Origin of the sequence: Acinetobacter tjernbergiae DSM 14971 = CIP 107465 (genome assembly GCF_000374425.1) — a bacterium.
Taxonomy (GTDB): Bacteria; Pseudomonadota; Gammaproteobacteria; order Pseudomonadales; family Moraxellaceae; genus Acinetobacter; species Acinetobacter tjernbergiae.
Map to the genome: position 1 here is coordinate 81304 of NZ_KB894362.1, position 23562 is coordinate 104865.

Here is a 23562-nt window from a genome sequence, read left to right on the forward strand (position 1 = left end):
TTAAAAATTCCCCGTTAATGTGTGAATACCGTCCATGTTGATGCCATCACCAATAATTTCTATTTCGATGCTATCCGACTGTTTTGGTTTATTTGTTTGTGGAGCAAAATGAATCGCTCGCTGATATGGATTACCTAATAAATCATGCCAAATGGAGAGATCAGGTTGGCTCGGTTTTTCAGGTACGATAGGTGGTTTTGGATCGACCAATGGCGCTTCAATTTTCAACATTCCAGCAGTAAATGTCAGATCATAGTTCTGATCATGACCACTGACCTGATTCTGATAGTTCCCTGTTGAAATGGCGCTTGCACCTGTCGCCGTTACATTTGTTAAAACTTCAGTACTTTCCCCATTCACTAAACCTTGAGCAGTGAAACCAGTGACTTGTTGTTGCTGACCGTTATAAGTCGTCGTTAAACTATTACCAATGACTTGTGCTTTGGCTTTTGCAATATTCGCTTGCGTTTGACTATTGGCTTGTAAGCTATAGTTGCCTGCATCTGTACCAGTTAAATTGCCTGATACATTTACATTCTTGTTTGAACCCGCATTTTTATCAACAAACTGTCCTTGCGCATTCAGATTGACTTGATCACCTGTGATCAAACCATTCAAGCTGCCATTGACAATGGCACTGGTTGTACCGTCATAAACTTTATCTTGTGCTGTTAATACACCTGTAATTTGTTTCTTGCTGATATTGGCTTGTGCGGATGTATTCGCTGCAAGATCATAGTTGCCTGCATCTGTACCCGTTAAGTTTCCAGATACATTTACATTCTTGTTTGAGCCTGCATTTTTATCCGCAAACTGTCCTTGGGCATTTAGGTTGACTTGGTCACCTGTGATCAAGCCGTTCAAACTACCATTTACAATCGCACTGGTCGTACCGTCATAAACTTTATCTTGAGCAGTAATGCTGCCTGTGACTTGTTTCTTGCTAATGTTGGCAGTCACTTGTCCATTAGTGGTAAGTTCATAGTTGCCTGCATCTAATCCGACCAAGCTACTTGAAGCCGTGACAACTTTGTTCTGACCTGCATTCTTATCTACAAACTGTCCTGTTGTACCAACACTGACTTGGTCGCCAGTGATTACACCACCTGCGTTTAATGCACCATTTACAATCGCACTGGTTGTACCGTCATACACTTTGTCTTGAGCGGTTAATACACCTGTAATTTGTTTCTTGCTAATGTTGGCTTGTGCGGATGTATTCGCTGCAAGATCGTAGTTACCTGCATCTGTACCAGTTAAATTGCCTGATACATTTACATTTTTATTCGAACCTGCATTTTTATCGGCAAATTGTCCTTGCGCATTCAGGTTGACTTGATCACCTGTGATCAGACCATTCAAGCTACCATTTACAATTGCATTGGTTGTACCGTCATAGACTTTATCTTGAACAGTCAATACACCTGTAATTTGCTTCTTGCTAATGTTGGCTTGAGTCTGACTATTGGCTTGCAAACTATAGTTTGCCGCATCTGTACCAGTTAAATTGCCTGATACATTTACATTCTTGTTTGAACCCGCATTTTTATCAACAAACTGCCCTTGCGCATTTAGGTTGACTTGGTCGCCTGTGATGACACCACCTGCGTTTAATGCACCATTTACAATCGCATTGGTCGTACCATCGTAAACTTTGTCCTGAGCAGTAATGCTGCCTGTAATTTGTTTCTTGCTAATGTTGGCTTGTACTGATGTATTCGCTGCAAGATCATAGTTCGCTGCATCTGTACCACTTAGATTGCCTGATACATTAACCGTCTTATTTGAGCCTGCATTTTTATCTGCAAATTGTCCTTGGGCATTGAGGTTAACTTGGTCGCCTGTGATCAAACCATTCAAGCTACCGTTTAAAGTCGCACTGGTTGTGCCATCGTAAACTTTGTCTTGAGCAGTGATGCTGCCTGTGATTTGCTTTTTACTGATACTCGCTTGAGTCTGGCTATTGGCTTGTAAGCTATAGTTTGCCGCATCTGTACCCGTTAAATTACCTGATACATTTACATTCTTGTTTGAACCTGCATTTTTATCTGCAAATTGTCCTTGCGCATTCAGGTTGACTTGGTCACCTGTGATCAAACCATTCAAGCTGCCATTTACAATCGCACTAGTTGTACCATCGTAAACTTTATCTTGAGCAGTGATGCTGCCTGTGATTTGTTTCTTGCTAATGTTGGCTTGTGCAGATGTATTCGCTGCAAGATCGTAGTTACCCGCATCTGTACCACTTAAATTACCTGATACATTTACATTTTTGTTTGAACCTGCATTTTTATCTACAAACTGTCCTTGCGCATTCAGGTTGACTTGGTCACCTGTGATTAAGCCGTTCAAGCTACCATTTACAATTGCACTGGTTGTACCATCGTAAACTTTATCCTGAGCGGTCAACACACCTGTGATTTGCTTCTTACTGATGTTGGCTTGTGCTGATGTATTCGCTGCAAGATCGTAGTTGCCTGCATCTGTACCACTGAGATTGCCTGATACATTTACAGTTTTATTCGAAGCTGCATTTTTATCGGCAAACTGTCCTTGGGCATTTAGGTTAACTTGGTCGCCTATAATTAAACCATTCAAGCTACCATTCACAATCGCACTGGTCGTACCGTCGTAAACCTTGTCTTGTGCTGTTAATACACCTGTGATCTGCTTCTTGCTAATGTTGGCAGTGACTTGTCCATTGGTGGTGAGTTCATAGTTGCCTGCGTCCAATCCAACTAAGCTACTTGAAGCCGTGACAACTTTGTTCTGACCTGCGTTCTTATCTACAAATTGCCCTGTTGTTCCAACACTGACTTGATCGCCTGTGATGACACCGCCTGCATTCAAACTACCATTTACAATTGCATTGGTTGTACCGTCATAGACTTTATCTTGAGCTGTTAATACGCCTGTAATTTGCTTCTTGCTAATGCTGGCTTGTGCTGATGTATTAGCGGCAAGATCGTAGTTGCCTGCATCTGTACCACTTAAATTGCCTGATACATTTACATTCTTGTTTGAGCCTGCATTTTTATCGGAAAATTGTCCTTGCGCATTCAGGTTGACTTGGTCGCCTGTGATTAAGCCGTTCAAGCTACCATTTACAATTGCACTGGTTGTACCATCGTAAACTTTGTCTTGAGCAGTAATGCTGCCTGTGACTTGCTTTTTACTGATATTCGCTTGAGTCTGACTATTCGCTTGTAGGCTATAGTTGGCTGCATCTGTACCCGTTAAATTACCTGATACATTTACAGTTTTATTCAAAGCTGCATTTTTATCTGCAAACTGCCCTTGTGCATTTAAGTTGACTTGGTCGCCTGTAATCAAACCGTTCAAGCTACCATTGACGATCGCACTGGTTGTGCCATTGTAAACTTTGTCCTGAGCCGTGATGCTGCCTGTGATTTGCTTCTTGCTAATACTCGCTTGTGCGGATGTATTCGCTGCAAGATCGTAGTTACCCGCATCTGTACCACTTAAATTACCTGATACATTTACATTCTTGTTTGAGCCTACATTTTTATCTACAAACTGTCCTTGCGCATTCAGGTTGACTTGGTCACCTGTGATTAAGCCGTTCAAGCTACCATTTACAATTGCACTGGTTGTACCATCGTAAACTTTGTCCTGAGCAGTAATGCTGCCTGTGACTTGCTTCTTGCTGATGTTGGCTTGAGTCTGACTATTGGCTTGCAAGCTATAGTTACCCGCATCTGTACCACTTAAATTGCCTGATACATTTACATTCTTGTTTGAACCTGCATTTTTATCGGCAAATTGTCCTTGCGCATTCAGGTTGACTTGGTCGCCTGTGATCAGACCGTTCAAACTACCGTTTACAATCGCACTGGTTGTGCCGTCATAAACTTTATCTTGAGCGGTGATGCTGCCTGTGACTTGTTTCTTGCTAATGTTGGCTGTCACTTGTCCGCTAGTACTTAACTCATAGTTGCCTGCATCTAACCCAACCAAGCTACTTGAAGCCGTAACAACTTTATTTTGACCTGCATTCTTATCTACAAATTGCCCTGTTGTACCAACACTGACTTGATCGCCTGCGATCACATCACTTGCATTCAAGCTACCATTTACGATCGCGCTGGTTGTACCGTCGTAAACTTTGTCTTGAGCAGTCAACACACCTGTAATTTGTTTCTTGCTGATACTCGCTTGAGTCTGACTATTGGCTTGTAAGCTATAGTTCGCCGCATCTGTACCACTTAAATTGCCCGATACATTTACATTCTTGTTTGAACCTGCATTTTTATCTGCAAATTGTCCTTGCGCATTGAGGTTGACTTGGTCACCTGTAATCAAACCATTCAAGCTGCCATTTACAATCGCACTGGTTGTACCATCGTAAACTTTGTCTTGAGCAGTCAACACACCTGTAATTTGTTTCTTGCTGATACTCGCTTGAGTCTGACTATTGGCTTGTAAGCTATAGTTGGCTGCATCTGTACCCGTTAAATTACCTGATACATTTACATTCTTGTTTGAACCTGCATTTTTATCCGCAAACTGTCCTTGGGCATTCAGGTTGACTTGGTCACCTGTAATTAAGCCGTTCAAACTACCATTGACGATCGCACTGGTTGTACCGTCATACACTTTGTCTTGAGCAGTGATGCTGCCTGTGACTTGCTTCTTGCTGATGTTGGCTTGTGCGGATGTATTCGCTGCAAGATCGTAGTTACCTGCATCTGTACCACTTAAATTACCTGATACATTAACCGTCTTATTCGAGCCTGCATTTTTATCCGCAAATTGTCCTTGCGCATTCAGGTTAACTTGGTCGCCTGTGATCAAACCATTCAAGCTACCATTCACAATCGCACTGGTTGTACCGTCATAAACTTTATCTTGAGCAGTGATGCTGCCTGTGATTTGTTTCTTGCTGATACTCGCTTGGGTCTGACTATTGGCTTGTAAGCTATAGTTGCCTGCATCTGTACCACTTAAATTGCCTGATACATTTACATTCTTATTCGAACCTGCATTTTTATCAGCAAACTGTCCTTGCGCATTCAGGTTGACTTGGTCACCTGTAATTAAACCGTTCAAACTACCATTGACGATTGCATTGGTTGTACCGTCGTAAACTTTGTCCTGAGCGGTTAATACACCTGTAATTTGTTTCTTGCTGATGTTGGCAGTGACTTGTCCATTGGTGGTGAGTTCATAGTTGCCTGCATCTGTACCACTTAAATTGCCTGATACATTTACATTCTTGTTTGAACCTGCATTTTTATCTGCAAATTGTCCTTGCGCATTCAGGTTGACTTGGTCACCTGTGATCAAACCATTCAAACTACCATTTACAATCGCACTGGTTGTACCGTCATACACTTTATCTTGAGCGGTGATGCTACCTGTAATTTGTTTCTTTGCAATATCAAGTGAACCATTTTCATATACGATATTATAGTTCGTAGTTGATGCGGCTCCAGCTACAGTGTTGGTATAACTACCCGCATTTCGATCGCTCGCACCAGACGCAGTAACGCTACTAAAGATATTTGCTTGATTGTTTGCATCATTACCTTTCAAGCCTGCAATCGTAAATCCAGCAACATTTTGTACCTGACCATTATAGGTCGTTGCTAGGCTATTTCCCTTAATTGTGGCAGTGGCTTTGGTAATGGTATATGTGCCATTTACAAAGGTGAGATCGTAGTTTTTATCGCCTTTTGCTGCATTACTATAAGCAACAGCATGCACATAATTTCCGGCATCTTTACGTGTTGCAACAGCATTTACTGCCAGAACAGATTCAGTTTCTCCATCAACTAAACCATCGGCACGGAAACTATTAATTTGTTGGTTAAAACCATTATATTCACGTGTTTCATCCAGTGCATAAACCGTTGCTTTCTTTTTATTAATAACAAACTTGCCATCAACATACGCGATGTCATAGTTTTTGGTGCTACTATTTTCGCCAGTCACCTTATTGGTATAAGTTCCTGCATCTTTACCTGAAGCACCTGTTATCGCGATATTTCCAAGTAAGGACTCAGCTTCCCCATTCACCAATCCATCAACCGTATAATGTGGATTGTTAATTGATTGAGTTTTACCGTTATAGATTGTTGAATCACTATTTCCAGTAATGGTCACCTTAGCTTTATTAATCGTTAAAGTGCCTTCATTGCCAATGAAATCATAGCCATGTTGGTTATCACTATAATAAATTGCTTTATAAAGACCCGCATCCGTTCCACTGGTTTGACCATTGGCAGTATATTTGCTGCTGTCTAATCCCCAAACATCCGCAAAATGTTGCTCTTTACCTGTATAGGTTGTGGTTTTATCCGTGACAGATAAATCTTTAGTCGTCAAAAAGCTTCGTAGTAAAGGTACGCTTAAACCGTCATAAATACGCCATGCTGTCTGTTTCCCTCCTAATTTGCTATCAGCATCAAGGAAAGTAAATTTAGACGCATCTTTCATTTCAGCATTGGTCAAACCAGAACTTGCACTACTCCCTGCGCTGGCATTTTGCAGCGTGGTCTCTTTATTCCAGTGACCATTACTCACGGTTGCGTTGTTATTATTTCCAACTAAACCACCAACCAGACTATTCCCTGTAACACGCCCAGTGGCATAGGCATTTTGGATCGTTGCTTGGTTTTGGTTACTTCCCACTAAGCCAGCAACATTGCTCAATCCACTCACAGCACCAGTTGCATAGGTATCTTTAATGATTGCATTTTGATTAGTACCGACCAAACCACCAACCTGGTTCTGACCTGTAACTTGACTGGTTGAATATGCACTTTCTATTTTTGAACCATCTTGTTGCTGCCCAACCAATCCACCCACAGCATCACCCGTACCTACAACCGATCCAGTACTATAAATGCTATAAAGTTGTGAATTCTGTGTACTGTTTCCAACAACAGCACCCACATGGTTTTGACCTTTGATATTGCTATTCACAACACCAAAGTTTTTAAGATTGGCGTTCTGAATATAGCCAAATAAGCCAACGTTATCCGTGGTTTCACGATAAATATATAAATCTAAAATTTGATGACCTAAACCATCTAATTTACCTGTAAAAGCGTGACTACTATCACCAAGCGGATTAAAGCCAATACCATTTGCATCACCCCAAAACTGTGAGTTTTTGGCATCAATGTCATTACCCAGTAAGTAATTACCTGCAAGGTTTTGATTTATGTTTTGTAGTTGATTGAGGTTTTGGATAACGCTGTAGTAACCACCCAATTGATCTTGTTTGTTAACGACTTGGTTTGGACCAATGTGATCTTTAAAATACGGCGTGGTTTGATTATCAGCATTTGCCCAAATTTTATCAAAATCAAAGCCAACAAATTTATTGGCATTGAACATTTCATCACTGGTCAAACCACTGGTATTGACACTGCCTGAACTGGTATCTAATCCTGTTTTATTTTTATCCCAATAACTATTGGTTACAACACCCTGAACATTTTTGCCGAGTAAACCACCGACTGCTGTTGTTCCGCTCACCTTTCCAAGTGCATAGGTATTTTCAATCTTTGCAGCAAGGTTTTCCCCTACTAAACCACCGACCCGATCAGTACCTGTGACCGCTCCAGTCGCATAAGCATTTTTAACCTCGGCGTCATAATAGTTATTTCCAACTAAACCACCGACATTTTGCTCACCAGTAACTGCCCCTGTTGCATAAGCATTATTGATTGTACCACCATGATTGTTATCTCCAACTAGACCACCAACAATATCAGTACCATTCACATTTCCAGAGGCATAGACATTTTCGATAACGGCACCATCATTCCCCCCAACTAAACCACCAATATAGGTTGAGTTTTGTGCGCCAGTGACATTCCCCGTCGCATAAGCATTTTTAATAGTACTGCCATCAAAGTTTCCTCCAACCAGACCACCAACAGTCCCATAACCTTGAACCGTTCCCGTATTAAATACATTCTCAACCAGACTCTGATGTGTACTTTGCCCGACCAAGCCGCCAACAAAACTGTCACCAATGACTGAACCGCCAACCAAACCGACGTTACGAATGACAGCACCATCAATATGCCCAAACAATCCAACGTCATAACTATAGGGGCGATTGATCGTGAGATGACTCACTGTATGCCCTAAACCATCAAAACTCCCTGTAAAATAATCAAATTCATTACCAAGTGGATTAAAGCCTTTTTCGTCTCCAACACCCCAATCTTTGGTCACCGTCGCATCAATATCCGTTCCGAGTACGTAATTACCGGCCAGCGCATTATTGATATTTTGTAAAGCCTGTAAATCAGTCACAACCTTATAATCAATACGCTTGCTGACATCCGTACCTTTTTGCGTGCTAAAATTTTGCCCTGCTTTTAAATTTATCTTCGCGCCATTTTTAATATAATAATTGGCACTCTCACTCCCATTTTGCCCATATAACAACACCACTTTACCATCTTGGTTTTGTGCCGTAATACTGGCATTCACATTAATATCGTTATGTGCTTTTAGCGTCAGTGTGGTGTCTTTATTCCATGTAACTGCAGCATTAACATTGATATCCCCCTTTTCTGACCCTGCATTTTGTGTTTCTAAAATGACTGAGGTGCTATTCAAATTATTTTGTAAGGTCGTTGCACCAATACCACTACCCGTTTGAGCAGCCGAGCCAGCATTGATACTAAAATTAGTTGGGTCAATCAGCCACGTTCCTGTTTTACCGCCATCAGATAAAGTCGAAACGTGCGTACTATCTGCAATTTTCACCTGTGCGGCACTGGTTTCAATAAAACCACCTGCCTGACCATTGAGACCTTCTGATTTTAAAATACCACTGACATTGGTTGTGCCTTGTTGCATATCCGCAAGCAAAACAATTTCACCTTTGGCATTTTGACTCAAACGATTGGCTTCAATAATACCGCTATGATTCACCACGGCTTTGCTTAAGCTATCTTTGGCTTTTGCAGTTAAATAAATTGCACCGTTATTGGCAAGAATCGCGCCACGGTTATCAATCAGACCTTGCAAAGTTCCAATTTCAACTTTGTATTCAGTCAGTTGACCATCTTGTAATTTTAAAGTGACTTGATCTGCTGCGGTTAAATGGATCACACCATTATGTGCCTGAATCTGCCCTTCATTGATGACGGTTGGTGCAATAAAAGCGATGACACCACCATTGGCAATAACCGAGCCATAGTTCTCAATACTGGCAGCATTCCCTTGATTTTGAAGCTTAAATTTTCCACTAATAATATCACTATCTGTGACATTCAATGTCGATGCAACAATCCCACCGACATTGACTTGTGCCGTTTTAGAGAAAATCACACCATTCGGATTCAATAAAAAAACTTGCCCGTTGGCATTCAGTTTTCCCATGATTTGACTGGCATTACTATCCAAAACACGATTCACCGCAATCGAAGATGTATTTGGCTGATAGAAATTGACCGTCGCATTTTGTCCAATATTAAAACTATCCCATTGGATGCCTACATTTTGACTATTTTGATGGACATTTAACGTATTATTATTTTGACTGACTTGTGCTGAACCCACAGTGACACTGCCGCCAGTTGGCAATTGTACATCAGATACTCCCGCCCAAAGCGAGATCGGAAGCAAGGCTAAACTTAATAAAGATAAACGTAGGGTCTGAAACCAAGTTTTTGTCTCTTTAACATGCCCTGTCACCTTTGAACTCTGACCGCCTCGCGAATGACTTCGTGTTAATTCCGAAGTCACCTGCCAACAACCTAGACTCTTATTCCATACCGTCTTATAGACTTTATTCATCTCTACGCCACCCCAAAATTAAATATTAGCGCTAAATTTTAAATTTCCATCTCATTTTAATTTTCAATAAAATGGACTTAAAAAAATAATTTATGTGTGTTTGATATCATTTTAGATAAAACAAAGATAATAAAAGCACATTATTTTTAAACAATAAGCATATTTAAAAATAACAAATACCAAAACACATAAAATCAGCACAAAGATACAATATTTATATTTATTTTAAAACCACATTGTTTTTTAATTAATAAAATTAAAATAAATATTAATTTTAGATGAATTTTAAAAACACACCCAAAAGGTTATAATATTTGTTAAAAAATGCCAATAAATGTCACACAATAACAATATCTTAATATACAACAATACCTCACACATATTTTATATTTATAAAAATTCAATAACACTTAAACAAAAAAACAAGAACAGCATCACATAATAAAATAATCATTTTATTTATTACTTATATACTCAGCAATTCAATTTAAGTTATATTATTTTAAATCTAATATTTTATTTAATATCTTATTCATTTGGTTAATCTAAATATGAAAATTGTGAAAAAATCCTCAATAAGCACATTAAGCTTATGTATTTCATTAGCCCTATTATCTGGTTGTGGTGGAAACACACAAGAAACAACAGATAATAGCAAAACTGAATCAGCGACAAGTGCTCAAGCAAAAGCACTCTCTACGTCTGGTGCATACCCTGAACCAAATAAAGATGTTTTTGATTCTAATACCCTTGGCTTCTACGACTACGATCTAGAAGGCAATGTACGCCCTATACGTAACGACCTTGTTGGTAACTTTGCTGCAATGATTCAATTCGCACAAAACCACACTGTAGACCCAAACGGTAATGAAGCGAAAAGCATGCCTCGTCTTACTAGTGAAAAAGATGCACTTCTTTTAGTCACACCAAGTGCAGATATGGGTGATATTCAACAACTGAATGCAGAAATTTATTTGAATAGTCAACTAATACGTCGAGTTGCTTTACAAGAACCAACCCAAATTCCAGCATCAGATCAATCTAACAGTGATAATCGTGCGCGTGTTCAATACTCCAAACAGACTTGGACAACCTCTCTAAACTGGGATGAAGTCAAACCAGGCTTAAATATTCGTATCGTTGATCCAATCAGCCGTAAAAATGGACGACTCGATGCGCAATCCATTGATTTTGGGGCACCAGGTGAATTGGTCGTACAAAGTATTCGCTTAGGTATGCTCACTGCACCACGACAGTCTAGTGGTCATTACATGCTGAATGAACCTGAAAAAGCAGGTACCGATTATTTTGAAACTATTCCTGCTGCAAAAATGACCGTCACCAAATATGATGATATGCAACTGAATCAAGTCATGGTCGCAAGTGGGGTGATTTATAATGATAAGAGTGCCACAACGGGTGATGTCTACAGTGGTGACATGCGAGAAAACACTGCCAAATCCACCTTTAGTACAGGAATCAATCTTGCCAACTGGGGTATAACTAGTGCATCTATGTCTAGCCAAGAGCAACCTCAATTGACTCAAAGTGCTGTGATTCACCATGCTTGGGGTAAATACCAAAATGGTGATGTCAATCATGGCTTAAGTGGTGGTAATGGTATTTTAACGCTGATTGATTCAGCGGGTAATGAATTTAGCCATGAAATTGGGCATCACTATGGTTTAGGACACTATCCTGGACAAAATGGAGAAAACTATTTTTGGGCAGCTCATCATCCAAATAGTGGATGGGGCTATATTGCCTATCGTAATCGTATGCGAGGCAATTTAAACTGGAACAATACAAACTTAGATAACCGCTTAGGTGGCACACCAATCTTTCAAAATGCCTATACCTATGGCACTGATGCCATGGCAGGTGGGAATTATTCTAGTTCACTGTCTCGCTTCACCCATTACACAGGCTACAGTACGCAGCTCAAAATCCAACCCGCATTTGATCGTGCGGTTTGGGATGCAAGCTCTACTACAGGATACAAGCGTTGGAACGCGACAACTCGCCAAATGGATGTCACGCAACCTAAAGTTCCAAACTCAAGTCAAGTTTGGTACAACCGCCCTGATGGCAATTATCTAAAACCAACTCAATTTGGTGTACCTGTCTTTACCATTTTAGGTGGCTACGATCCTGTCAACCAAGTCGGTCTGCTTTACCCTGCTGCACGCGGCAACTGGGGGAACATTTTCACACTGCCTCAAGCACAGATGAGTCTTGCAAATGCAAGCTGCTGGATCAATGTCAAATACGCATCCAAAGCAGAAGAAAATATCGCACTCGCCCCAAATCGCATGGGCAGTAATGCAAATAAATTACATATTAATTTAGCTCAAAGTGATGCACCGCTAAGCGTTGATTTATATTGTAAACGTGCCAATGAACAAGCCAACAAACTCTCATCGATTGTCATTCCAAGCTATGCACAACCCCTCCCTGCTGCGGTCACTATTGGTAAGCAACAAGGCTTTACAGCTTTACGCAAAGTTGAACTCCCACAACTAGAACAAGCTCTACTCAGCAACCAAGGCAAACTTGTTGCAAATCTCTCTCCAAACAATAAAATTCTCTATGATTCTTATAAGAATTTTAAAAATGAGCTTTCAGCAACCGCACGCCAAGAGTTTGATCGATTCAGCAACCAACAAGCACAATTATACCGTTTAAACCGTTGGGTCAATGTCTATCGCAATGACTTAACTGCAAATATCACCGCTGCAAATGATGCGTTAAAAAGCTTTGTCACCCAACTTGGTCTTTCTAGTAGCAATCCACTGGCAGGTGCAACAATGTTTGTGATGCCAAATATGAATTCAGCTTGTCTCAAAGCTGAAATTTCGAGTAGCACAGGCAAACCAAGTGTATTTATGAGTGGTAAAAATAACTGTACTGGCGATAATTCTAGCCTATGGGTCTATGATGCTGTGGGCAAAATTCACAGCGTACAATACCCTGAACTTTGTTTATCAGGTACAACACTCGCTGCCTGCAATAACAGTGTTAGTAACCAAATTTGGGAAATACCTGTTACTGGTTCAACTCAACAGTTCCGTCAAGGTAACAGTTGTTTAGATCTTAGTGGTGGTGGTGCACCAAGCGCAGATGGTCGTGGCACTTTAATAACCTATGGCTGTGGAGGTGGTAATAATCAAAAATGGACAATCACCACACCGAGTCAAAGCTTTATTTTAGCGGCTGCAACAGGTCAAAATTTACCGCTATTGGCAAAAGCATTAGCAACACCATAACCTGATCGTAAGCCAATATTAAATATAAACTGTAAAGAACAGAAAGCATTCTAACTTTTTGTTCTTTATAATTTTTTATATTGATAAGTTTAGATGATACAATCAATACAAAAAAGGGAACACAACTATTCCCTATATTTTTAGTAGATAAATCAAATCATTATTTATATCACCGCAACTTTGTTTGTATGTAAACGAACTTCCGCGACATTAAGATTAGGAACTTCAACTGATGGTAAAATTGGATCTTGTTCAATTTGTTTGTTAATTCCTAAATTCTGATTGGCTTTTTCCGATTTGAATTTCACAATATCTTGACGAAGCCCTTTGGCAGGTGCCCATTGCAAAATTGGTAAAGCTCGAGCAACAGCAAGTAAGATACGCTCATTCAATGCTTCACTTTTGACTGTATATTCAGGCGTAAAGTCTCGATCTGTTGCATACACACCTATAGGCAAAGTCTGTGCTTGGAAAAAGCTGAACAAAGGACGAAGTTGATGCTCAAGTACCAAAGCGTGGCGATCACTTCCACCAGATGCCGCAAGTAATACTGGAACATCCACTAAAGCAGTCTGCTCGACAAAATCAAATAAGTGTTTAAACAGCCCCGTAAAAGAAGCACGATAAACTGGCGTACCAACAATCAAGGCATCAGCCGCTTCAATAGCAGCCAAATCATCTTGTACTTGTTTGGGTAACTGACTCCGATAAATTGCACCACCCAATAAAGGACCAATCTCACTGAGTTTTACAAATCTCACATTTATTTCTATTGCTTGCGCTAATTCATCCAAAATCGTTTGAATCAAACTTTCAGTTTTTGATGGACTGTTAAGCCCACCTGAAACGGCGACAATATTGAGTGGTTTATCATTTGAATATGACATTACTTGGCCTTTAGAAAAATTAATACTTTGACTTATATGGAACAAACCAAGACTTCTAGTTAAAGTCTTGGTTGAATAGGATTGAGAACGATTCTAGGCAATACGATACTTTGATTCTTCTGGTATACGCTGTAATGCCTGACGTTGGTTTTTAAAATGTGGCAGAACATGCTCACCCAATCGATAAGCTTCTTCTAAATGCGGATAACCAGCAAGGAAGAACAAGTCGATTCCAATACTGTTATATTCCTTGATGCGTTCAACAATTTGTTGGTAGCTACCCACCAAAGCAACACCTGGAGGGATACCAATGTAGCCAAAGCCAGACCAAACATTGGGATGAATGAAGAAATCATTCACATTTTTGCTGCCATCTTTATCCGCATATTCTTTTTCAAAACTGAGTACTCGCGCTGATCTGAGTCCTGCATGAGCAGCTGAAGCATGCAAACGTTGCTTCTCTGCTGCTTCATCTAAATAACGTTGTGCCTCTGCCAAAGCTTCTTGTTCGCTACGTCGAGCAATTGTATCAATGGATAAACCAAACTTAATATTGTCACGACCATACTTCGCAGCACGTTTACGTACATCTGCAATCAATGTGGCAATCTCACTTGGTTTTTCAGCACGCATTAAATAATAATCTGCGTGCTTTGCGCCAAACTCACGTGCAGCTTCAGAAGAGCCTGCGGTACAAATGATGGGTAACTCAGCTTTATTGAGGGGATACTTTAATCCGCCACCTTCAGCAGAATAATATTTGCCTTGGTAATGGAAGGATTCGTTATACCAATAACCTTTTACAACATCGAGAAACTCAGTTGCGCGGATATAACGGTCATCATGAGGCGTTGCATCGCCAACCTGACGTTGAATCACCTCGGATCCACCATTAATAATATTCCACACCAAGCGATTGCCTGTTGCACGTTGGTAGGTTGCAGCACTTTGTACCGCATTGTATGGGCTAAAGTGATAAGGCTGGAATGCCGTCACAAAATTCAGTCGCTTGGTTTCTCTGGCTAATAGCGAACAAACAGTCCAAGGTTCCTCTCCTGTTGGTGCATTGACCATCAAAGCCCCTGCAAAACCATTGATTTCTGCTGCGCGCGCCACCTGTGCTAAATAGTCAATATAAGTAAAGTCATCACCCACTTGATAGTTGGATGTTGCGCCAGTATTTTCCACACCAGATACCCGTGCCCAGTCACCACGATTACGAGGGTCGCCTGCTAAAAATTCAGCTTCACCATGCAAAGGTAAACGAGTAAAAAATTCAATTCCCATGATGTTCTCCGTATAACAGTTAGAATTTGGCTGTGAGAGAAACACCAACTTGGCGTGGGTTTCCGTAGGTTAAAACATATTGTCCTGCCGGGCCATTTGGACGACCATGTACCTGATATTCTTCATTTAGCAAATTCTTAACATAGGTATTGACCTGATATTTATTATTTGCGCTGTGATAACCAATATTGGCATTCCACAAGGTATAAGATTTTTGGCTAAGGATTGGATCAACCGAATAGTCTTGACGATTCACCAAGAAATATTCACGGTCACGATAGCTTGCGTCAGTACCAACAACGATACGAGCGCCATCATTTAAATTGAAGGTATATTCACCACCAACACCGACGGTATATTTTGGTGAACGAACTAAACTGTTCCCAGTATTGTCAGCATTGACCACATTGGTTACCGGGTTCTTGTCAACGAAGTCAGTATATTCACTATCTAAATAAGCACCTGCAAAACGTAAACGTAGATTTTCAGTGGCTAAATAATCCAGCTCTAACTCTGCACCTTTTACTTCTGCTTTTGGTCCATTGGCTAAAATTGAAGTAACACCGCCGCCTTGCCCCTCTGTTGCAACTAATAAATTGGTTTGGATATCTTTATAGTCGTAATAGAAAATATTGGCATTTGCGACTAAATCCCCACCCAGTAAGCTAGATTTCAAACCGAGCTCGTAACTGTTTAAATATTCAGGGTTAACATCAGCAAGTTGGGTTAGACTACTGGATAAACCTGTATTAAAACCACCAGAACGGAATCCACGTGCAAATCTAAAATAAGTATTTAAATCAGGTGTAATTTCATATTCTGGTGTAATGTCATAGGTCAACTCATTCCATGTTTTCTTACGGCTTGTTGAACCGTTCGCATTTGCAGTTGGATTATAGACGGCATTGCTATACCCATCTTTTTTCCACCAACTACCTTTGGTGTAGTCGCCTGTTGTAATCTGAGTCAGGTCGAGATCAATATCTTTTTCTTCACTGGTCCAGCGTAATCCACCTGTCACCTTAAATTTATCTGTAAATTTATAGGTACTATTTCCAAATACGGCAAAACTTTGTGTAGCTTGATTATAAGTAATGTCTCTAAATGCAGGGGTTGATGCCGTCTGTGCAGCAGCACCATTTGGCAAAGTTTTCTGGACCCGTGCACTCACACCGGTAGAATCTAATTCTTCGTTAAAATAATGTAATCCAGCAATCCAACTTAAACGTTTGTTCGCATCGGATGAAATTCGAAACTCTTGGCTATATTGACGCCATTCATTATCGCTATAACTTCGCGCAACATCATAAGGTGTGTAATCACCATCTGAAATCGACTTTTGTGTAGTCTTGTCAAAAGCCGTGATTGAGGTAAAGCTATGGCCCCCTCCTAAATCTCCATTTAAAGTGAATGAAGCACCATCATGCTGAATTTTATTACTTTCATCTAAATCTAAATTGGTATTACGTCCCTCTGGTCTTTCATAGACGCCCCAATATTTTCCAATACTAAGAGAACCATTATTTCCTAAACCATTGTAGGTTTGACTATGTAAATTGACTAATGCATTCCATTGGTCATTCACTTTACCTAAAATCTGGAAACGGAAAGATTTCTTATCAACATCACCATAATCTTCGCCATTGGCTAAATTCTTTGCATAGCCATCACGATCTTCAGAATAAAAAGCTCCCCGTACTGCAATATTGTCTGAGACTTTACCATTAGCAGCCCCCTCGAAAGTACGTAGGTTATGATCACCTACACCTATCGTTGCATAGCCATTTGGTTTTTCTGAGAAAGTTGGTCTTTTAGAAATATAATTAACCGCACCTGCTGTAGTATTTTTACCGTAAAGCGTCCCCTGTGGCCCACGTAAAACCTCGATACGCTCTAGATCGAATAAGTCTCCTGCACCTGCAACGGGAGCATTCAAATAAACACCATCTGCATAAATTCCAACAGGAAATACAGTCGATGCAGCAACATCCCCTGTACCCAAACCACGGATATACCAACGTGGTCGGCTATCACCATCTGGATTTTCCGCTGCTGCATTCGGTGTATACGTTAAAACATCACCAATAAAGGTTGAGCCCTTGGCAGCCAAATCTTTACCAGAAACAGCCGTAATCGCGGTTGGAACTTTTTGAATATTTTGTGCTCGATATTGTGCTGTTACAATCACATCACTTAACTTTTTGACATCTTTTGCATTGACCACCTGCGCCTGTTGCTCAGCTGTGATGCCTGTATCGATCTCTTCATTTACCAAAGCCAATGTCGAAACACTCGCTGTTACTCCCCACATAGCAGTTAAAATACTCTGCCTAATTTTTGTGACCTTAAACATGGTGACTCCATTTAAATAAATCTATTCTTATATTGGCAACTTCTATGCCACTTAATTTATTTTATAAATTTCAATATCTTAAAAAACAAAAGTAAAACTTATGATTAGATTTTGCTGATAGATAAACATTTTTCCCTATGTTGTTGTTGTTATTCCAACATTGTTTGTTTTTGAAAATGAAAGAAAAAATAGCCATACAACTGTATGGCTATTTAGAATTAAAAATATTTCATGTATTTAAAATTTATAACTAAATTGTCCCTGCACCGTGAGTGGACGCATTGGTTGTAAGAATTCACTATTTGCGCCGGCTAAACCATTCACAAAATTACGTTCATTGGTTAAATTCAGAATATTTAAACCCACAGTCCATTGTGGTTGTCGATAATATAATCCCAAATCTAAATTATAGTTATTTGGAACTTTAACCGTCTGACTTAAATTGGTATACCAGTTACTGGTCCACCAGCCTGAGAGATTTACACCAAAACCTGACTGATGTTGATAATCCACATAAGCACTGGCAGAGTATTTCGGAATGCCCGCCGCATCATAACGACCTGCTTTACGCTGGTTTAACCCATTACTGTCCCCCCAGACAGTCGCATTGTCTGCGTGGAAGCCAAAGGGAGAAAATCCTGCTGGAATAATTGAGCTATATTCAGCATTCAAATAGGTTAAGTTACCACCTATTGCAATATTTTTTTGTAGCTGCCAGCGTAGTGAAGATTCAATCCCTTTCACTTCAAAGCGTGCCATATTGCCATTTGTATCAGGTGATAAATCTCGCTTCTGCTCAAATCCGCTTAATGTGAGAAATAGTTGATCGATGATCGGCTCATATTTAAATCCTAATTCTTTTAATTCACTTTGACTGTCAAACGCTAAAGGATTCAGTTGATTGCCTGCTCCCCAAATTAGAAATGGGCCAAAAACACCTGTGTTGAGTGCAGTGCTCGTATCATAGGTAAAATACAGTGTAGTTTTTTCTGTTGGCTTGATAAATGTACTGGCTTGATAACTGAGCAAACTATATTTATTGCGATCTGAACGGACATCTGTCGGCACTAAGACCAACGGGTTTTCAAGTTTGGCTTTGATTGAACTGTGATTAATCCCAAGATTAATGCCAAACACATCATTAAAAGTAAAATTCTGCTGAGTAAACACACTCCACGTATCCCAAGACCCCGTTCCTGTATAAACAGCACCACCACCATTGGGAGGGAAACCACCTTTTTCAGCATATAAGCCATGGCCGACTGGATACATTCTTGGTAGATTTAAATAACCAAAGTACTGAGAATATTGAGGAACACCGACTTGTCCAATCCAGCCTCCTGTTGAACTGCTATTATTGACCAACCCAAGTAAATCCCCTGGATTTTTTTGAGAAGGATCATTGGTCAGATCATAAGGATTAATATTAAAACTATTATTTGCCGCTAAAGAAGTAAACTCCTCACGGCGATAAGCGCCTCCTGTACTGCTTTTATTATTCACTTTCAGGCCAAACAACTCGAAATCATAATCTGCGAGGAATTCTAGGCGATTATCAAATAACTCATGTTCCAAATCAGTAAAGAAACTTCCAACCGAATCACCTAAATCCTTGCTATTTTGATAAAGCGTACTATTAGAAACAGACCAATGCGTATTCAAATCTTTAACTAATTTTAATTGGGTGCTGAATCGTTTGGCACTATTTTTATCTTCACTTCGACCAGAAATATTATCGTCTAGTTTGACCAATCCATTACCAGGTATAGATGGATCATAGACCCAACCTCGAATCGTTCCAGCCTGATTTGCTGTTGCATTAGGTAAAGGTGTTGTTTGAATTGGGCCTACAGCAATATATTGGTTTTTATCATTCTTTTGTCGATTCTGCCAACCAATCACTTTGGAATTCGCAGCTCCAGATTCAAATACAGGTGACCAGAAAGCTGAACCATTTTGAATAATTGGCGTAGCCCTACCTTTGTAATACTGACGGTTATCAACAGATTGTTGTGTTGCCCTATTCCAACCATGTGTCACGTTAAAATCATAATAATCGTCATAACTTATATTCCAGTCAACACGTAGACTATCATCTGGACGCCAAGCCAATGCACCATAGAATGCATTAAAATTGTTTTTCACATTGTCATAATAATCATCAGTTTTTTGGGCTGTTGCACTGACACGAAATGCAAGTTCTTTAGAGATCGGGGCTGTATGATCAATACTGACAGAAAAATTAGGTTCTGTACCTTTTCCTGCATAGATTGAACCAACTGAGCCAGAAATCGTTGTTTCTGCTTTATTAAAGTTAGGTTTTTTAGTGAGATAATTAATATATCCACCTGAACCCGAAGTAGGCGAAAAAATTACTCCCGTCGGCCCTGCAACAATATCAGCCGCTTCATAGGCATTTAAATTAGTCGGATGACGGGTACTATAAATTCGTTGGCTATCTTGAAAGACCTCTGAATTTTTCCCCCGTATCTGCGGTGCGAAATTGGCATTTTGTCCCCCGCCTCGGGTAATACTTGGCGCATATTTAACAAGATCATCTGCACTACGAATCACATCTTCACGAAATTGTTGTTCCGATACTTGGGACACTACACGAGGTGTGTCTAATACAGAGCTATCCGTTCCATAAATTGAAGTCACTTTACGTTTGGGAACAACAGTTTGTTTTTTATTTGCACCAGTCACCACGACATCTGCCAAAGTAATCACATCACTTTCAGTATTTGCCGATGTATTTTGGGCTTCTTCGGCAAACACATGTATGGGTAAAGATGCCCCCGAAAAGGCTAAGGCAATCACTAAAGGTTTTAATTGAAAAGGCTGCTTCATATCATACTCAGTAAAGTAAATTTACAGTACGTTACGCAAGGCCTATGCCAATCATTAAAAAGCCTCAAAACGACACCCAAGATATTGATTTAATAGTTTTTAATTTTTATATATTTAGATATCAGCTTTATAAATGTTTATTTTTTCAACAGATTTGTTGAAATAAAGACAGTAAACAAAAACTACAATCAAATAAGATACTGATAAATATAAATAAATTATTGGCATTTATTCTGCAAGTCCATAAAGATAACTATCCAATATGAGTATTTATAATGACAAGTCGATCAATTCTATTGTCACGTCGAAAGTTTTTAGCACAAAGTCTTAGCGCAGTAGGTGGTGTATCTTTAATAGGGAGCTTGTCTGGCTGCGATCAATCACCACAAACGGGTACTGAAGTACAGAGCCCATCTTCACTCACTCCCAAACATGGTGGAACGATTCGATTGGGTCTAATTGGTGGACAACAATCAGGCAGTTTAGATCCACATCTGTCTACTTCAAGCGCAGGAATTACCCGAGGTTTTGCCATATATAACAAGCTATGGGAATGGGATGAAAATATGCTGCCACGTCTTGCCTTGGCTGAATTTGCTGAACCAAATCATAATGCGAGTGAATGGACCATTCGTCTACGTAAAGGTCTAGAATTCCATCACGGTAAAACAATTACTGCTGATGATGTGATTTTCTCAGTAAAACGTTTAACTGACCCAAAGCTTGCTTCACCGTTTCGAAATCTGGTGCAATGGATTGATCGGGATCGCATTCAAAAATTAGATGAATATACTGTTCGTATTCCTTTTATCAATTCAATTGCTGGTTTCGTTGCACTACCTGAAACTTGGGTGAATTTTGGTGGAATCGTACCTACCGACTTTGATCCAATCCACAATCCAGTCGGTGCTGGGCCTTATAAAGTTAAACAATTTATACCCGGTCAACGTTCTGTCTTCACCCGTTTTGAAAACTATTTTAAAGCGGATCAACCTTATGCAGACAGTTTTGAGGTGATTGATTTTAAAGATCAAGTCTCGCGTTTAAATGCCTTATTAGCAGGACAAATTGATGTCGCCAATGCCATTTCACCTGAATACATTAAAATTCTGGAGCAGGCGAAACATATTCAAACCATTCGTTCTGAAACCAATACCCATAATGGTTTTGACTTTAATACGCAACAAGCCCCTTTTAATGATCCTAAAGTCCGTCAGGCATTTCGTTTAATTGCCAATCGTGAGGAGCTTGTACAACGTGGCTTAAATGGTCAGGGACGTATTGCCAATGATCTCTACTCACCACAGGACCCTGCTTTTCTTAACCTCCCCCAACGTCAGCAAAATATCGAGGAAGCAAAAAAATTATTGGCACAAGCTGGTTTTAAAGATGGTTTAAATGTTGAACTTGTTGCGCCTGCTGGCAGCGCCCAACCTGCACTGATCTTTGCAGAACAAGCAAAACATGCCAATGTGAATATACGAGTCAAACAAGTCGATGCCGCTACATTTAATGGAGCAGACCGCAATAAATGGCAATTGTCGAGTAACGCAACCAATGTCGGTACACCCTATTTATCTACTGCTGTTGTCAATGATGCGCCGATTTCAACAACCAATAAAATCAATTTTAAAGATCCTGAATATAGTGAGTTGTTTTATAAGGCACTTGCCGAACCAGATTTAGCAAAGCGAAAAGTGTATTTAATCCAAGCACAGAAAATTCAACATGAACGTGGTGGGATGCTAATTTGGGGATTTAGCCATACCATTGATGCAGCGACAAAAAATATTGGAGGCTTAGCCCCAGAACATACTATTTTTCCAACGTGGCGTTTTGAGAAATTATGGAAGGCTTAAGCACATCTGTTTAACTTTGCTTCCCCTCTTTATGAGGGGATTTTTATTCTACTGGCAGAATAAATTAAAAAAGCTGCCGAAGCAGCTATTTAAGATGTGGCTGGGATTATTGAGGAACAGTGATCACCGATAATTTATCTACGCCGACTCGTTCAATACTTGCCAATAATTTTGCCACTGTCCCATAAGGAACAGTTTCATCCGCATTCAGGTTCAAAGCCAGCTTAGGGTTGCTATTCTTGCGTGACTGAATTTCTTGTTCAAAACTTGCAAGTGACACTCTGTCCTTATCCAAAAATATCTCACCCTGTGGATTAACACTAATCACGACAGCTTTATTCTGATCAGTAGATTGAGTCGGTGCGGCCTTAGGTAAATTGACTTTCACCGTATTGGTCAGCAAAGGTGCTGTGACGATAAAGACAATCAACAAAACCAACATCACATCCACCAACGGTGTAATGTTGATTTCACTCACCACATCATCGTCTTGAGAGGTAGAAATTGCCATTATGCGAATACTCCTTTCTCTTTCACTTCTTTTGTTGAAGCATCATTCAGAATCGTAGTCTCTGCTGTATTTTTGGTTTTAGCAGTCGGCAATTGAAAACCAGCCTTTTGATTTAAACTGACAAAATCTGTTGCAAAATCATCTAAGTCTGCACCAATCGCTTTAACTTTACGTACAAAGTAGTTATAAGCAAGTACAGCAGGTACAGCAACAGCGATACCAATTCCTGTTGCAATCAATGCCTCTCCAATCGGTCCAGCAACGACATCCATACTTGCATTACCAGAATGGGCAATCGCCTGTAATGCATGAATGATTCCGAATACTGTACCAAACAAACCAATAAAGGGTGCATTGTTACCAATAGATGCCAATAGCGCTGAACCTTTCTCCAATTGACGACGTTCAGTTAGAATTTGTTTGCGTAAGTGACGTTCCAATAGGTCCTGACGGCTCCAACTGTTTTGCAAGTCATGGTGTGTTTTTTCATCTGCTTCTATCAGTGTTTTAAACCCCGCATTTGCAACACGTGCTGCTGGTCCTTGACCCGATTCAGATTTAGTTACGGCGTCAGATAAATTTTTTGCTTTCCAAAACGCCTCTACGAAACGTTTATCTTGTTTTGATGCTCTTTGGGTCTGAACAATTTTGATTACAACCAATGCCCAAGTCACAATAGAGAAAGCGACTAATAACCAGATAGTGCCGTCATGGATCAATGAATTAATGTCAGTCATGTAAATATCCTCTTAATCTATAA

Annotated in this window: 9 protein-coding genes; 2 read left to right on the forward strand and 7 right to left on the reverse strand. The window is 40.0% G+C overall.

The genetic code is table 11. The annotated features are described in order from the left end of the window. Positions 1-9789, reverse strand: coding sequence for a YDG domain-containing protein (locus C502_RS0109130; protein WP_018678527.1), 9789 nt, complete (start codon positions 9787-9789; stop codon positions 1-3). 551 nt (positions 9790-10340) lie between these two features. Here C502_RS0109130 and C502_RS0109135 point away from each other — a divergent pair. Further along, positions 10341-13055 (forward strand): M66 family metalloprotease, encoded by a 2715-nt coding sequence (locus tag C502_RS0109135; RefSeq protein WP_018678528.1) that lies wholly within the window; start codon positions 10341-10343, stop codon positions 13053-13055. Positions 13056-13219: 164 nt separating this feature from the next. Here C502_RS0109135 and msuE read toward each other — a convergent pair whose 3' ends face one another. From msuE to C502_RS0109155, 4 genes are all read right to left on the reverse strand, one after another. Continuing rightward, the gene (gene msuE, locus C502_RS0109140) at positions 13220-13942 is read right to left on the reverse strand and encodes an FMN reductase (protein WP_018678529.1); all 723 of its coding nucleotides are present in this window, start codon (positions 13940-13942) and stop codon (positions 13220-13222) included. 93 nt (positions 13943-14035) lie between these two features. Next, on the reverse strand, positions 14036-15229 hold the full coding sequence (locus tag C502_RS0109145) for an LLM class flavin-dependent oxidoreductase (RefSeq protein ID WP_018678530.1): 1194 nt from the start codon (positions 15227-15229) through the stop codon (positions 14036-14038). A gap of 19 nt (positions 15230-15248) precedes the next feature. Next, positions 15249-17582 carry a TonB-dependent receptor gene (locus C502_RS0109150; protein WP_018678531.1) on the reverse strand — a complete coding sequence of 778 codons (2334 nt, stop codon included), beginning with the start codon at positions 17580-17582 and terminating at the stop codon, positions 15249-15251. A 237-nt stretch (positions 17583-17819) separates the two neighbouring features. Further along, positions 17820-20432 (reverse strand): TonB-dependent receptor, encoded by a 2613-nt coding sequence (locus C502_RS0109155; RefSeq protein WP_018678532.1) that lies wholly within the window; start codon positions 20430-20432, stop codon positions 17820-17822. A gap of 275 nt (positions 20433-20707) precedes the next feature. On the opposite strand from C502_RS0109155, the gene C502_RS0109160 reads away from it, so the two are divergent. Next, on the forward strand, positions 20708-22291 hold the full coding sequence (locus C502_RS0109160) for an ABC transporter substrate-binding protein (RefSeq protein WP_018678533.1): 1584 nt from the start codon (positions 20708-20710) through the stop codon (positions 22289-22291). A gap of 106 nt (positions 22292-22397) precedes the next feature. On the opposite strand, the gene C502_RS0109165 is transcribed toward C502_RS0109160, so the two are convergent. Both C502_RS0109165 and C502_RS0109170 read right to left on the reverse strand, forming a co-directional pair. Continuing rightward, a complete protein-coding gene (locus C502_RS0109165) occupies positions 22398-22802 on the reverse strand; it encodes an ExbD/TolR family protein (RefSeq protein WP_018678534.1) in 405 nt (134 codons plus the stop codon). Further along, the gene (locus C502_RS0109170; RefSeq protein WP_005321556.1) at positions 22802-23539 is read right to left on the reverse strand and encodes a MotA/TolQ/ExbB proton channel family protein; all 738 of its coding nucleotides are present in this window, start codon (positions 23537-23539) and stop codon (positions 22802-22804) included. Before C502_RS0109170 ends, C502_RS0109165 begins: the two co-directional genes overlap by 1 nt. Positions 23540-23562: the final 23 nt, after the last annotated feature.

Coding starts and splice junctions, on each gene's coding strand:
- C502_RS0109130 (WP_018678527.1), bottom strand. CDS start 9,789: ATGAATAAAGTCTATAAGACGGTATGGAATAAGAGTCTAGGTTGTTGG.
- C502_RS0109135 (WP_018678528.1), top strand. CDS start 10,341: ATGAAAATTGTGAAAAAATCCTCAATAAGCACATTAAGCTTATGTATT.
- msuE (WP_018678529.1), bottom strand. CDS start 13,942: ATGTCATATTCAAATGATAAACCACTCAATATTGTCGCCGTTTCAGGT.
- C502_RS0109145 (WP_018678530.1), bottom strand. CDS start 15,229: ATGGGAATTGAATTTTTTACTCGTTTACCTTTGCATGGTGAAGCTGAA.
- C502_RS0109150 (WP_018678531.1), bottom strand. CDS start 17,582: ATGTTTAAGGTCACAAAAATTAGGCAGAGTATTTTAACTGCTATGTGG.
- C502_RS0109155 (WP_018678532.1), bottom strand. CDS start 20,432: ATGAAGCAGCCTTTTCAATTAAAACCTTTAGTGATTGCCTTAGCCTTT.
- C502_RS0109160 (WP_018678533.1), top strand. CDS start 20,708: ATGACAAGTCGATCAATTCTATTGTCACGTCGAAAGTTTTTAGCACAA.
- C502_RS0109165 (WP_018678534.1), bottom strand. CDS start 22,802: ATGGCAATTTCTACCTCTCAAGACGATGATGTGGTGAGTGAAATCAAC.
- C502_RS0109170 (WP_005321556.1), bottom strand. CDS start 23,539: ATGACTGACATTAATTCATTGATCCATGACGGCACTATCTGGTTATTA.